At 42.6% G+C, this 13,748-nt stretch carries 12 protein-coding genes; 5 read left to right on the top strand and 7 right to left on the bottom strand.

Annotation, left to right across the window (positions count from 1 at the left end; translation table 11 throughout):
* Positions 1-313: 313 nt before the first annotated feature.
* Genes AAFN85_RS31300 through AAFN85_RS31330 form a run of 7 tightly spaced genes read right to left on the bottom strand, consistent with a single transcriptional unit; the run spans position 314 to position 7,269 of the window.
* Positions 314-1,663: a nucleotide pyrophosphatase/phosphodiesterase family protein gene (locus AAFN85_RS31300; protein WP_347531911.1), complete on the bottom strand. Its 1,350-nt coding sequence runs from the start codon at positions 1,661-1,663 to the stop codon at positions 314-316.
* A gap of 15 nt (positions 1,664-1,678) precedes the next feature.
* Positions 1,679-2,887: a metabolite traffic protein EboE gene (gene eboE / locus AAFN85_RS31305; protein ID WP_347531912.1), complete on the bottom strand. Its 1,209-nt coding sequence runs from the start codon at positions 2,885-2,887 to the stop codon at positions 1,679-1,681.
* 14 nt (positions 2,888-2,901) lie between these two features.
* On the bottom strand, positions 2,902-4,077 hold the full coding sequence (locus AAFN85_RS31310; protein WP_347531913.1) for a 3-dehydroquinate synthase: 1,176 nt from the start codon (positions 4,075-4,077) through the stop codon (positions 2,902-2,904).
* Between the two features lie 32 nt (positions 4,078-4,109).
* Complete coding sequence (eboC, locus tag AAFN85_RS31315) at positions 4,110-4,964, bottom strand: UbiA-like protein EboC (protein WP_347531914.1); 855 nt, start codon at positions 4,962-4,964, stop codon at positions 4,110-4,112.
* Between the two features lie 38 nt (positions 4,965-5,002).
* The gene (locus AAFN85_RS31320) at positions 5,003-5,989 is read right to left on the bottom strand and encodes a TatD family hydrolase (protein WP_347531915.1); all 987 of its coding nucleotides are present in this window, start codon (positions 5,987-5,989) and stop codon (positions 5,003-5,005) included.
* 3 nt (positions 5,990-5,992) lie between these two features.
* On the bottom strand, positions 5,993-6,871 hold the full coding sequence (locus AAFN85_RS31325; protein ID WP_347531916.1) for an EboA domain-containing protein: 879 nt from the start codon (positions 6,869-6,871) through the stop codon (positions 5,993-5,995).
* A gap of 35 nt (positions 6,872-6,906) precedes the next feature.
* Positions 6,907-7,269 (bottom strand): transmembrane 220 family protein, encoded by a 363-nt coding sequence (locus AAFN85_RS31330; RefSeq protein ID WP_347531917.1) that lies wholly within the window; start codon positions 7,267-7,269, stop codon positions 6,907-6,909.
* Between the two features lie 3,797 nt (positions 7,270-11,066).
* Here AAFN85_RS31330 and AAFN85_RS31335 point away from each other — a divergent pair.
* The 5 genes from AAFN85_RS31335 to AAFN85_RS31355 all read left to right on the top strand — a co-directional run bounded on the left by AAFN85_RS31335 (position 11,067) and on the right by AAFN85_RS31355 (position 13,465).
* Positions 11,067-11,429 carry a hypothetical protein gene (locus tag AAFN85_RS31335; RefSeq protein ID WP_347531918.1) on the top strand — a complete coding sequence of 121 codons (363 nt, stop codon included), beginning with the start codon at positions 11,067-11,069 and terminating at the stop codon, positions 11,427-11,429.
* Positions 11,430-11,677: 248 nt separating this feature from the next.
* Positions 11,678-12,439 (top strand): hypothetical protein, encoded by a 762-nt coding sequence (locus AAFN85_RS31340; protein WP_347531919.1) that lies wholly within the window; start codon positions 11,678-11,680, stop codon positions 12,437-12,439.
* A 172-nt stretch (positions 12,440-12,611) separates the two neighbouring features.
* Positions 12,612-12,881, top strand: a complete 270-nt coding sequence (locus tag AAFN85_RS31345; RefSeq protein WP_347531920.1) for a helix-turn-helix domain-containing protein — start codon at positions 12,612-12,614, stop codon at positions 12,879-12,881.
* A gap of 15 nt (positions 12,882-12,896) precedes the next feature.
* Entirely contained in the window at positions 12,897-13,133 is a 237-nt protein-coding gene (locus tag AAFN85_RS31350) for a DNA-binding protein (protein ID WP_347531923.1), read from the top strand.
* The gene (locus AAFN85_RS31355; RefSeq protein WP_347531921.1) at positions 13,130-13,465 is read left to right on the top strand and encodes a hypothetical protein; all 336 of its coding nucleotides are present in this window, start codon (positions 13,130-13,132) and stop codon (positions 13,463-13,465) included. Before AAFN85_RS31350 ends, AAFN85_RS31355 begins: the two co-directional genes overlap by 4 nt.
* Positions 13,466-13,748 lie beyond the last annotated feature (283 nt).

Below are 13,748 nucleotides of genomic sequence, written 5' to 3' on the forward strand. Positions count from 1 at the left end.
GTCTTTTTGGGTTCTTCGAATTGCCCGAGGTTTTCAGACTGTGTAAACGAATTTTTGAGTTTATTTCTTTACAACATTGTAAGCTGTTTACAAATGAGTGAATTTTAAAGACTTATCGTGAGTCTCTATAAGGAGCAACCATAATCTAATCAATAGCTTCACTTCATTGTTAATTAAGTATGGCTGATCCTACCATCTTCCGCTCAAGTGGATAATTCAATCTTTGCATTTGCCTACCTTTATCGGGAGATACAACATTCGAGTGTGGCGACACTCTTAATCAACCCACAATAATACTTTAATCAAATGTTCATCATTTCAGATGGCTCCATATGATATCGTTAACATCAGTAGCGATGATGTCCCGTTCATCTAAAGCTTTTTCGGTAATGATGACTGGCTGGTAATCCCGTGCTATATCCACACGACCATGCGAGCCCTTAATCAAGGTGGCGTCGAGGGGAATGACATCCATCACATACCTGAATCCGGCTTTCTTACGAAGCAATTTGTAGCCGGCACGCAGTTTCGAGCTCATAAACATTTCGACAGGATCGTAACCAGGTTTCTTATGGATGTCAACCACACGGGCATAATCCGGAGCAAGCTCGTCATCTACCCAGAAATAATAGGTGAACCAGCTTCTTTTATCAGCGATAAGGACGAGATCTCCAGCCCGGGGATGGTCGATATGATACGCAGCCTGTTCTTCACGGTCAAGGACCCGTTCAACCCCTGGAACAGCCTGAAGCAGCGCCTTAACTTTTTCAGTCATACTTGCATCGTTGATGTACACGTGTGCCAGTTGGTGGTCGGCGACCGCGAAGGCTTTTGAAGCTCCCGGGTCCAGTAATTCGAGTCCTCGTTCAATCCTGATGCCTAACAAGTCGTTTTGCCTCAATACCCGGTTCAAATGTACAGGGCGATCCACCGGAGATATGCCATATTCGGAAAGAATGATCACCTTAGCATCTTTTCTCTGGTAAAAACTCACCAGTTCCTCGATCACCTTGTCGATTTCCCTGAGATCATTGGCAATAAGCGCTAAATCCGGACCGAATTTTTGCAGGCAGTAATCCAGATGCGGCAGGTATATCAGCGTCAGCGTCGGGTCATGCAATCTATCCGTCTCCATGGCAGCGTCCGCTATCCAACGGGTTGATTTGATATTCGCACCGGGCCCCCAAAACTGAAAAAGCGGAAACTGGCCGAGCTTGGCCTGGAGATGGTCGCGCAGGTCGGCAGGCTCCGAATAACAGTCCGGCATTTTTCGCCCATCTGCAAGGTAATTGGGCCTCGGGGTCACAGAGTAATCTGCGGAAGAATACATATTATACCACCAAAACATTACCGAACTGGTAAACGATGGATCTTCAGTTTTGGCTTTTTCCCATATTTTCTGCCCATCCACAAGTTTGTTTGATTGCTTCCAGAATTTTACTTCACAATCAGTACGGTCGTACCAACCGTTACCAACAATGCCATTATCTACCGGAAATTTACCAGTGAGATAAGCGGACTGCATGGATGTTGTGACGGCAGGTAACACCGGTTTAATATGCGCAAGATGCCTTTCGCTAATATACGTTTTAAGAAATGGCGTATGCTCGCTGATTAGAGAGGAGGATAAACCTACTACGTCGATGACTACCGTTTTGTTCATAATTTCTCTCCTCTACTATAGTTGTTCCTTTACCCAGTTTAACTCCCGGATGATTGATTGTGATAATGGGGCTTTCAGTTCTTCAGGTAACACAGTCCAGGTATAGGTTTCCACCTCCAGGTGTTGGGTGAAAGGCGTATCCTTGAATTTATTGAGCACCCTGACAATATCGGCTTGTGTGGATTGCACGTGCTCCATATCCTCCACAAAAACAGGTACATGAAAGTGTGATCGCCATTCCGTCACCGCATTGTTCCTGCTATCTGCCAGAGCCTCCGGCAAATCTGGATAGCGGATCAATTTACCATTTCCTGTTTTAGCGATCACCTGGTGCAGGTAGGTTGGCTCATTGAACCTGGCAAGTGCGTTGGTCACTTCCTCCCTTAATGTCATTTCTTCTGGCAATAGCGCCTTCAAGGCGGCGCTAATTTGTATCTTGCCAACATGGATCCCCTTTGTAAGCAACTCGTCGATAATGCGCTCATGCTCTTCATAACCTATTGCAAAATGGCAAACATCGTAACACAGGTTAATATGACGTTTGATAGCTGCCTCGGCATCGGCTGGGGATAGGTTGAACTTTTCCCCCATCGATAAAATACCTTGCGGCAAAAGGTCTTTCTCAAACCAATCCATAAATTCCGGGCCCGATTCCAGGAACCCGTCTGGTTCGGGTTCAATATCCAGGTGCATGAGTATTCCGGTCGAGCGGTGTTTTTCGAAAAGGGCTTCAGCAACCGTTAAAATATTCTTTGTGGCAACAGCTTTTGCAGCATCCCTCGCTTCACCGGCGGCATGCCATGGCTTATAGCTTAAAGGTGATGTTGATATGCCACCCTGCAAGCCATCTGGCAGTAATTTGGACAAAATATTAAACAGCCTTAAGGTATATTCCAGGCGGTCGGCAGTTGTCCAGTCCGGCGCATGTACCTGGTCTTTCACAATTGTATCATGGAACCCTCCATAGGGGAAACCATTCATGGTAAAAACATAAGCATGATTATTAGAAAGCCATTGAATGAATTCTGCCAAATTATCTTCATCCGCCAGAAGACCCAGGCTGGCCAGATTGGAAAGCCGCAGGCCAACACCCATCGGCTCTTCTCCGGCTATGGAGGCCCTGATTTCCGGGAAATGTTTTTTTAACGCCACAAATGTTTCCGGCCAGGTTTCCCCGGGATGGATGTTTGTACAATAGGTAAGGTGTGCAGCATTGATTTTCATGATGGTAAGTGTTGTTAATAAAATTTTGATTGCTGAAGTTTGCGTTGCCTGTTGTACAGCGCGAGGCTTGCCTGTTTGAGTAGCTGCGCATCAACTTCATGCACCTCTGTACCTTTGCCGATCTCATCCAGCAGCGTAATCGTGAGCTCTCCGCCCAGATGCTCGCGAAACTCTTCCAGTCCCTTTAATAATGGATTGTTCTCTCCGCTGAACCTTAAAAGATCATGGCTGATATCAAAGCCCAGGTTTTGGATCAGGTTTACTACACGTTCACTTTCCGGAGCTGCTAAACGGCCTGTAAGGAAGGAATAGACCGTGTCAAGGGCAATGCCCATAGCGACTGCCTCACCATGCCGGATGTCAAATTCGCTGAGGTACTCCAGTTTGTGCGCACTCCAATGTCCGAAGTCTAAGGGGCGTGAAGAACCGCTTTCAAAAGGATCGGCACCGGCAATATGCTCCATGTGCAGCTCTGCGCAACGCCATATCAGGTAGTTCATAGCTGCCACATCCCGGCTTACAAGGACAGAAGCATTCTCTTCTATCCAGTTAAAAAATAGTCGATCCTTGATCAGCGCGACTTTGATCGCCTCGGCTATCCCGGAGCGCCAGTCACGTTCAGAAAGCGTGCTCAAAAAACGATCATCGTTAAATACAGCTGCAGGCGGCGCGAAAGTGCCCAGAAAATTCTTCTTTCCAAAATAATTGATACTGTTTTTAACGCCAACACCTGAGTCGTTCTGTGAAAGTACGGTTGTTGGTATCCGGATAAGTTTTACACCGCGGTGCGCTACAGCCGCTGCGTACCCTGCCATATCTAAAAGGGCACCACCGCCCAAAGCGGCTATGTAGGAGTGCCTGTCAATTCTGTAATTATTGACCGCTTCAAGGATTAGCTCAAAATAGCGTTCATCATTCTTCACCTGTTCGCCACCGGGGATGATCAATATTTCAGGTACCAGCTCGACGGCGGTGTGAACCCGAAAATAGGCATTGATTTCCGAGCATAAATGCTCATGGGCGTCCGCAACTCCCTGGTCAACCACGAAAAGAATCTTCCTTAACGCTCCTGAGGTGGCAGCGTTTGCTAAAAAGCGATTCAGTAGTGGGTTGTTGACTGAGAATAAGCCTGAAGTAAAAAAAACGTTGTAACTATATTTGACGCTGAAGTTTTGTTGTAAATGTTCCATCTGAGGGAAAAGTCTTTTTAATTTAAAATTACTTAAGTAACCGCGAAGGTTTTTGCAAACCAGATTGAGAGCGGTAACAGGCAAGCGATCAGCACGGCGAAGGTAAGCGAGCCGAATGTAGCAGACCAGGAAGCGTCCATCAGTATTAAGGAGATTACCCCGGCCTTGACGGCTTTACCAATATTTTTACCGATAGGCTCCCTGATCGCTTTAAGCAACGGGCGGAATATCATCCAGGTGAAGGGAATAAGGAACAAAAGCGACCATAGCAAACGGTTATTTGCATATGAAAAATAACTGATGAAGCCGATCACCCCTGCATACAAAGTTGCCGCGGTATACAGGCTGCTTTTACTGCCACCATGTACTTCCCCGCGGCTGGTGAGCGTGATGGAAAATATATAGGCTACAGGCACTAAGGCCAGCATAAACCAGTTAATTAGCGCTATCGGAATTATACTGATACCCAGCAACAGGTTCAGTCCCCTGCACATACCCATGTTAAGGGGCCCGAAAAAAGGGTGGTGTTTGCCAAATCTATCATAAAGTAAAGCACAAAGCGCAATGGCTGCCGCGATCAAACCCGATACGATCGAAACGAAAAGGGCTGATAAGATGCCTGTACATAATAATATTGAGCCAAGCACAGTGGCTTCCCTTAAGCTTACCTTGCCCGATGGGATCGCACGCTCCGGCCTTTCGATCTTATCCAGTTCCACATCGAAAACGTCATTGAAGACAATTCCGCCGCCGTAAAGACAGGCTGTTGACAGGCAAAGTAACAGTATTGCCGGCCAGAATGCTCTTATCGAGCTGACCGGGACGCTTACAATGGCAATACCCGCCAGAATATCTGCTACAGAGGTAACGATATTGGCTGGCCTCATAAGCTGCAGATAAAGATATGGTTTACTGTAGTCCAATGTTAGCTGATGATAATGGATGATTTATCGATCCTGGGCTGCTGGCCACCGCGCAAGATACTGTTACCTTCAAATTTCGCGCTCTGATCAACACTGAGGGCCGACGTAAAATCCGCCTCATCGATCTGACCGCTTTGTGCAAAAGCGGCAATTGCGTTGCCATAGGTGATCAGTTGAATAGCTTCGTCGCTGATGCCGCGCAATTTCATCAGCGCGGCAGTTTTGGGTACCGCCAAAGGGTCGCTGATACCCCAATCAGCAGCCGAGTTGATCATAATGCGGTCAGGGCCGTATTCCCGGGCTATCTCAACCATACGCTCATTTCCCATTTTTGTGAAAGGATAAATGGTAAACGCGGCCCAGAATCCCCGGTCGAGAACTTCTTTGACAGTTTCTTCGTTGTTATGATCTATAATGACTTTAGACGGATCAATGCCATGTTCTATCGCGATGTCCATGCTGCGGCTCGTGCCATTTTTCTTGTCGCGATGCGGCGTATGAACCTGTACCGGCAGCCCGGCTTCTTTGGCCAGCTCTAATTGCAGGCGATAATATTTTTCTTCAGCACTTGTCTGATCATCAAAACCTATTTCGCCGATCCCGACCACACCTTCTTTATAAACAAATAGCGGAAGAATCTCCATTACTTGTTCGGCGAGGCTTTCATTATTCGCCTCTCTTGAATTAAGCCCTATAGTACAGTAATGCTTGATCCCAAATTGTGATGAGCGAAACCTCTCCCAGCCAATCAGGCTGCTGTAGTAATCCCGGAAACTGTCAATACCGGTTCGGGGCTGGCCAAGCCAGAAGGCTGGTTCGATCAATGCCACCACGCCCGCGTCTGCCATAGCCTGATAATCATCAGTAGTGCGCGAGGTCATATGTACATGCGGGTCAAAGAAACGCATGCCTTTTACCGACGCCAAATCAAAAGATGCGGCCTTTTCGCCGTTTACTTGCTCCCTGTTCTCAAAATGACTGCAACACATATCCTAAATTTTATTTTTTGTATCACTGATAAATTCGTTCCAATTCGTTTTCTTCCCGGCCATTGCTTGTAATGGAGCGGTTTCCAGCAATTCCTTTGCAGGGAGGAAGTCGCTCTCGTGGATCGCCAGCGCCACAGCCTCTTTTTCATGTAAACCTAAACGGGGCAACACAACCTTGATATCGTGCAGAATGCCATCATCAATAAAACGGCCAATCAAGCGCCATAACATTGGATCGGTATTGCGGCCTGCGGCCAGGCGTTCACGGGCGTAATCAATCAATGCATGGGCAAGCGCTACATTGGCACGCTCGTCTATGCCGGTGATCAGTTCAAGCCGTTTTTCAGTAAACAGCGCCTTCAGCACTAATTGGTTCCAGGCGGATTCCGACAAATATTCCGAAGGATAAGGATTATTATACATGATCGCTTCGAGAACCACGCCCAGGTTACTGCGGTTACCTTCAGTACACCGGTTTACCCAGATCTCAGGGTAGGCTAACAATGGTAAGGCCGAATATAAGGCAACCAGCTCGTTCAATTCAGCAGCCAAATAAAGGTTCTCAATTGTTCGTTCATAACTCCGCTGATCTGAAGCATCCAGTGTTAATAATAACCAGACACGTGATAGACGATCAACGGACCATCCCCGAGTGGAGAAGCCTGTGCGTAAAGCAGATAAACCGCTTTCAATTTCAGTATTGGCATTCACCGGATTCTTTCCGGTTTTACGCGGTAGGGCTGCGAAGGCGTTATTAAATGTTGCGGCAGATGCAGTATTAGCTGCTTGTGTTAGCAACCAGTTTGCAGCATCTGAAGCTATATTCCTTGTTATAAGTTCAGTAAACAGGGACTTAAATTTTCCAACGTCATAAGTGAACATACACTCTATTAATTAAGGATAATTGATCCGATGGCTCAAGCGGCAAAATAATTGATCAGCAAGGCGCTGGCAATGATTAACAGGCCGAAGAACTCCCTTGTTTTTTCGATATATGGTTTTTCGGCCTGCATGGTTTCCACCAGGCTTGGCCTGTTATACTTCGTGATCCAGTCATGAACACCATCTTTGGAAAAATAAATAGTGGTAGCATGAATAAGGTAAGCGGCAATTAGACACAAATATACCAGCGGGTATACCAGATGAAATACTACCAGTCCGCAGCAAATTGCCGCGCTAAGGTATATCGGCACCCAAAGCCAGGGGGCAATATCGTTCAAATTAAGGTAAGCAAAGACCAGAAAAGCAAGGAAAAAAATAATATTTATTAGACTAATCATAATGAGCAGCTGAGGCTGACAAATTAATAAATGTATCGCAATTTGATGCGCTTAATAGAATAATTATATTTTCGCCATGATCTCTTCTTTAATAGCAGAAGTTGTTCAAAGTTCACGAATATCAGGCCTCTTTGGACTAGGATTTCGTTGAAATAGGCGGATGAAGCATTCTGCAGCCAAAACATTTTCCTGGTTTTAGATGCACTTTTTCCAGCAGTAATAGCATAGTCATGTGTAACGGAATGTAATTAGCCCTTATTCGGGAAGTATTCGCAATAGGCGATTGAGTATCCACAAAGACTTTCGGAGCAGTTAATCTTCACCTATTTGATCGATATACTTAAAATATCCGCCTGTTTTACGACTTCCTCGCCGTTCAACAAGATTTAAGGACACGATTCCGTCAATTTGACGCTCAATTGTTTTCAAAGGCCTATTTTTAACAATAAGCGCAAATCCAAGGCGACTACTTGTTTCAATTCCTACACGATGATAATCATATTCTTTGATTAATAAATATGAGTAGTGCCAGAATTTGCATGGAAACAGAAGCCGAAATAAAAGCGGTTATAGATTTCATTCGAACTACACGGAAACCAAAATTATAGTCAGAGATATGTGGAGCAAAGCTTTCAATTAGTCAAAATGCCGACAGTAAAACAGAAGTAAAATATACATTGCTTTCCGTTGAGCGATTTTGCAAATCGGTGATCTACTTTAGGTAGATGCATCGCTGCTAATACGGCTAATGAGAATATAAAGAACCTAATTAATGAGCAATAAATATCGACACAGCTGAATACTAACTACAGATTAAACTTCATAAATAATCCTCATCAAAATATACAACCTGTAGCTATATTTGTGCAACCAACGATAAGCTGTCATGAGAGGGAAATAGAAAACATATTTTCATTTTATGAATAACATTCTTACTATTAAGCCTACTGAAAAAGCTTGCCAATGTGGTGCCTCCCATTCCGACTTTCAACGCACCAAGCGCACTTTGTTCATGAAAACGTTTCTGTTCTGGTTACCAATTAAACGATATCGATGCCTGCGATGCAGACGACATCACTGGTACATCAATCGATAATTAAACGGCACAAAACGATTGTCAATGAATGGACGGTTTTGATAGCACAGATACAGATTCCTTGAATTGTTTCATAGTCAAGAAACGAATTTCATTCATTTGCTTGCTTACGTAAAAAGTAATTTATTCCTTTTACATCTTTTCTTCGGTAAAGGTCTTTTAAAATACTGAGATATGGCCCATTATTAACTGCAGAAGTTAAATACCGCTGCTGTTTGCATGTTAAATCAATATTTACGAAGGATAAATCAGCTTTCTAAAGTCATTGACTTTATGAATTTATTTTAAAATTACAGATGAAAAGTGATCAGCAAGATTTTTGCATTGAATGTCAGGAAGCTAAAAGATTGAATGCTGTATTTGCTTATGTGTTATTTTATAAATGACATACTTCGGAAAGAGCTTATAATTAATCAGCAATAATAGTTTTTATAAATTAATACTACTTTAACAAACTGCCTTGCCATTTGTCCTCTGTTTTTTTTAAAAAAAGTTCTATAATTAATTAAACTTATTATATATATAAACTAAACTTGTCTATTTTTGTGATTCTGACGTACGGTTGAGAATAACGTTATTATATTAATCTAATCTTAATAGTTGCTGAGCTTGTACGAATTCATTTCTATCATTATGAAACAAAATCCTTGTTTTTTCCTTTGCGATTTAATTTTCTTCGCCTTATCTATTCTGGTTAGCAATAGGAGGTTTTGATTAAAATGTTTATTATTGTTATATGAGGTTTTCGAGCGCAACAATTTAACAAGCTTTCAACATTCTCACTCAATCACAACATTAGCGATCAGTTCGGTGGAGCATCTTCAAATATCAGCATCAATTCAAAAGGGTTTTATGTACTGTCAAATGTTTATAGTGTGGCATTTAATGTCCGTTTAAAAGATATCACTAATTTATTAATGGCAGGTTAGATAAAAAAATCTTTCAAGACAAAATGCGGACAGACGAAAGCCTGCTTTAGTTCTGTTAGGCGATAAAACTGGGCTTTTCCCGTTAAATATAAATAGATTTTAAAAAGTTTTTTCCGATTATTAAATGCAGTATCGAAGGTCATTTATACGAAGAAGCCATTATAATGGTACGTGAAATTCGCGCTATAATACTTCATTTCATTAGTCAGGGTATTCGCGACTTGTTCTTGAAGATAGTTTAATGTATTTTAAATGAAAATTTTAATATGCTTGTGGAAACCGAGTCAATAAGAAACTATCTTCAAAAATTACGCTGCCTTGAACATCACCTTTCAGCGGAGATAACTATCGCTAACGGAAAGTTAGTCGTTAAGTCATGCTGTAATATATTTAGTAATGTCATGCATTTTGAATATGCTTATAAGGTTTCTGCGACGATATTAAAATGCAATGTCTCGACTGCCAAGGAAAACTCTGCCATAGGAGCTAAAAAATCCAGGGACTTAATGATTTAAACCCACTAAAAAATTACAACGATTTACAGCCGCATGTCTGTGACTAACTTTTGGGGCGTAGCTCTTTAGTTTCAAAAGGTCAATGGCTTTATTATGTTACCGCGTCGATGTTAAATAATGTATTATTAACCCCGATATTATCGTATTGCTGTCAATCTTAGCCATCGGGGTAAAGGGATGATTCTACTCAAAATAGATGAAGAGAATCACACAATAACCATTGATTCTGAATACAATGGCAGCAGCTTTGAAAATCAAATAGCATGGGATATCGATTTAATAGATACGGAATTAGAATTTTGGGCCTACTGGCCTAGCCAATGGCATCATAATGACTTTTTTATAAGTTGATACCGGGCTATCCTGAGCCAGCGTTTAAGCGGCATGCACATACCGGTGATTTGGTTTTGTATGGCCGCTCTAAACCATATCGCTGATTTTAATGTTTACCCTCATTGTAATAGTGTAACCTATCCTCACGTAGGGGCTGCGTTTAATGTTCGCTACCTGAAGCATTTCCATTCGGCCTTCGTTATTCTGACGGACGACGACAGTTCCTGTGCAAACGAGATGAACTGCACGAGCTTTAAAGAAGAATATAATGCGGCCATGCAGAAATACAATTTTGACCGGAACAATCTGGAATATAGAAAAGCATGTATAGGTTGTTCAAGAAATTGCAAAGGTTGGGTATCGTGGTTCTCTATAAGCGTCACTGCCAGAGCAGGATTGATCTCCATCAGCATATCATCGAAAATGGTACATGAATTAAAGTCAGCGCCGCTTTATAAGTTGGCGGGCATCAATCTCTAAAATTGAAGCAATAGCAAATAAGCGGACAACGGTTAAGGTGCTGTATCCAAGTTAAAGTTTACTATACGCATTTTGGCTGATTAACAATTTTGCTGGTAAACATTTCTGAGTGTATCCTTTAGCCTAGCGTACAATGCGAATCTTCTCAACAATTGATTTTACTTTTCTCTTTACTAATTCCATATTTATTTCACATTTTACGCAAAAATCAGCGGTAATGCCTATCCACAACCAAAAGGAGTAGTAGTTGTTTGCTGTAAGGGAAATAAGAAATCTTGCCTATCCACTTCGTTGAACCATGAGAGGGATACAGTAGGATGCGAGTGAGCAGAAAGAACTGTATCAAAAGCTGATTCCGGGCAAGGATGAGCAGATTGCAAGACTGAATACATTAATTAAAAAGCAGTTGACAAAACCAAACTAATACGCTATACCCTAAGAACCATGAAGAGAATATTAATTTTGGAAGATGATGTTGCACTCGGCGAGGTGGTTGCGACCATTCTAGAAGATGCCGGATATAAGACGCTGGTCATACAACGATCAGAAGCTCTATTTCCTTATATCCTGGAGTTTCCCCCCAATCTTTGCATTATGGATTACACCTTAAGCGGTATTGGTCATGGTCAGGCATATTTGCTTATACGTCTTAGCGGCAATAACGAAGAAATGCTCACGCAATTGCTCTCCTATTATACCCAAGTCACGGAAACCATTGAAACGCATCCACACTACATAGTTCTAGAAAAGCCCTTTACGATCGAGTCGCTTTTGAAAAAAGTTGAGAAACTTGTTTACCAGTTATAGTAATTATCTAATCTATCGAATATTAAGATTATAAAACGCAAAAGCCGGACCTTGCGCCTGGCATTTGACGTACGTAATTGAGAAATGAATAATGTTTCGTCCAATATAAGAAATATTATCCGAGACAGCCATCTGTTTTAAAGTAAGAAATAATCAAGCATTGGATCGGCGCTCTGGCTATATACCATCCTTCAAGACCCCTTTTCTCCAAACTAAGAAACGCTTATTTTTGAGTAAATCACCTACCTATGAGTATCACTTATTTTAAACCGCGTGATCGTTTCAATTTTGCGAAGGACACGCTGGATATCGGCAATCCTTTACAATGGGACAGATCACATTTTCTAAAACACTTTTTTAAAAGAGTGTTTGCTATTCCCGAAGACCGCATAGATGAATTTTACCAGCGCCACTTGGCTTATTATCTATCTCGCCATACCCATGGTACAGAAGAAATCTTCTTTAAATATTTTTGGTCGCTCATTGAAAGACAATTAAAAGTGTTGTTGGGCAAAGACGTCTATGACAAGAACCATTTGAGGAATGAGCGCGAGATAGTACGATTGCAAAAGTTTACGGCAATGTTGATCTCGCATGACCGCTGGAATATTCACAAATCCAATGATGCGGTAATAGCACAGCAAGAGTCGGAAATAGTCGCACTTAAACAAGAGGTAACCCAATTGAAAGCTGACCTTAAGAAAGTTACTTTGCTTGAAACAGAAGGCTATATCAATATCCCGGAAGGCTACAGAAATGCGGTTTTACACCTGCACTTGCAAATGCAGGAACTTAAAACACCTGAAGGGAGGGAACTCATGTTTTCTCAGACGCAGAGTGTCTGGATGAAAATGATCTGTAAGTATTTCCGGGAGGGAGATAAAGAGATCAATTACGAAACCATACGCCGTTATTTCCCGAGCGACAAGCGGGAGCCAGGAGATAAACATGCTGATATTCCTGCAAAATCCAAGCTTTTTACGATCAATCCTGCAAAAAAGAGGAGTTAACTTTTTCTTTTGCCGGCAATGCATCAGTTATTTGCCAATATAATATCAAGTTGTCAATCAGTGCCTTATACGCACTTTTAACTTTCTCCAAACTACTCCATTTTAACCATGCAATTCTGCATGGTCAAGAAGTTTGTTCTGTACAGCACACATTTGTTCCAAAAAAAATGCAATGCAGATAATCAATCAAGAAGCCCTTAGCCTGTGCATACGCCAGGCAGTGAGGGCAGAACTACAGGAACATTTTAAAACAGAGGGCAGCCAACTGCCTAACTCGGAAAAACTTTTATCCAAGAAGGAACTCGCCGCCGAACTGGGTGTGTCCCTCGTTACGCTTACTGACTGGATGAAAAAAGGCTTACCCTATTTGCGCCTGCATAAAAGGGTGTACTTCAGAAAAAGTGAAATACTTAATGCAATGCAACAAACCATTAACTATTAAAACACGGAGGAAATGATGAATGTGGAACTGATCACCAAAGGGGATTTACAGGAATTTAAAAGCGATCTGCTAAACGAGATCAAAAGGATCATACAGCCGGGACAGGCAAGTACAAAAAAATGGCTGAAGAGCGTGGAGGTTAGAAAACTGTTGGGGATATCGCCCGGTACGCTGCGGTTTACCAAAGTGGGTAGCATTATGTACTATAAGTTGGAAGACATCAACAAGATCCTGGAAGGAGAAGGCAAATGAAACTGCGAAAGGAAATTGTCAAAGAGCTGGCAGCCTATGCCAGCTTGCTCAAACGAATGGAAAAGGATAACCGCTTGCTGCCAACCCATCTTAGCCTTTTCACCGGTCTGTTTGTCTGTTGGCAGCGTAATGGTTTTGCAAGTCCGTTCAATGTGACCCGGAAAACGCTTATGGCGTTTTCCAAGGTCGCATCGATTGCCACTTATCACAAATGTATCAGGGAACTGGATGAGTATGGTTATATCCGGTATCAGCCGTCCTATCATCCGAAGCAGGGCAGTTTGGTTTACTGGCCGGTAGCGCACGCAGTGGCGAAAAAAGATGGTGTCTGAAGTCCCACAAAACTTCGTTTTGCAACATTGGAATAGCATACCGCTTGCGGTATGCAGCACATAAATAAATAGCCGGATATATGGCGGAGAAATCTACGACCCGAAGGGAGCGAGTTAATGTTTTTGCTTCACAAAAACCCGGATACACCCCGCCGGGGTAATCCGGTAACTCGCTCCCGTTGGTCGGTTTTGGAAGGAGTTTTAAGAACGTGATTTTATGACAGGAGCAACTGAAAAAGATAAAATACAGAAAAAACGGTTGCCCGGCAGGCCGAAGAAAACG

This window comes from Mucilaginibacter sp. CAU 1740, from assembly GCF_039839285.1.
In the GTDB taxonomy this organism is placed as follows: Bacteria; Bacteroidota; Bacteroidia; order Sphingobacteriales; family Sphingobacteriaceae; genus Mucilaginibacter.

Coding starts and splice junctions, on each gene's coding strand:
- AAFN85_RS31300 (WP_347531911.1), bottom strand. CDS start 1,663: ATGAACAAAACGGTAGTCATCGACGTAGTAGGTTTATCCTCCTCTCTA.
- eboE (WP_347531912.1), bottom strand. CDS start 2,887: ATGAAAATCAATGCTGCACACCTTACCTATTGTACAAACATCCATCCC.
- AAFN85_RS31310 (WP_347531913.1), bottom strand. CDS start 4,077: ATGGAACATTTACAACAAAACTTCAGCGTCAAATATAGTTACAACGTT.
- eboC (WP_347531914.1), bottom strand. CDS start 4,964: ATGAGGCCAGCCAATATCGTTACCTCTGTAGCAGATATTCTGGCGGGT.
- AAFN85_RS31320 (WP_347531915.1), bottom strand. CDS start 5,989: ATGTGTTGCAGTCATTTTGAGAACAGGGAGCAAGTAAACGGCGAAAAG.
- AAFN85_RS31325 (WP_347531916.1), bottom strand. CDS start 6,871: ATGTTCACTTATGACGTTGGAAAATTTAAGTCCCTGTTTACTGAACTT.
- AAFN85_RS31330 (WP_347531917.1), bottom strand. CDS start 7,269: ATGATTAGTCTAATAAATATTATTTTTTTCCTTGCTTTTCTGGTCTTT.
- AAFN85_RS31335 (WP_347531918.1), top strand. CDS start 11,067: ATGAAGAGAATATTAATTTTGGAAGATGATGTTGCACTCGGCGAGGTG.
- AAFN85_RS31340 (WP_347531919.1), top strand. CDS start 11,678: ATGAGTATCACTTATTTTAAACCGCGTGATCGTTTCAATTTTGCGAAG.
- AAFN85_RS31345 (WP_347531920.1), top strand. CDS start 12,612: ATGCAGATAATCAATCAAGAAGCCCTTAGCCTGTGCATACGCCAGGCA.
- AAFN85_RS31350 (WP_347531923.1), top strand. CDS start 12,897: ATGAATGTGGAACTGATCACCAAAGGGGATTTACAGGAATTTAAAAGC.
- AAFN85_RS31355 (WP_347531921.1), top strand. CDS start 13,130: ATGAAACTGCGAAAGGAAATTGTCAAAGAGCTGGCAGCCTATGCCAGC.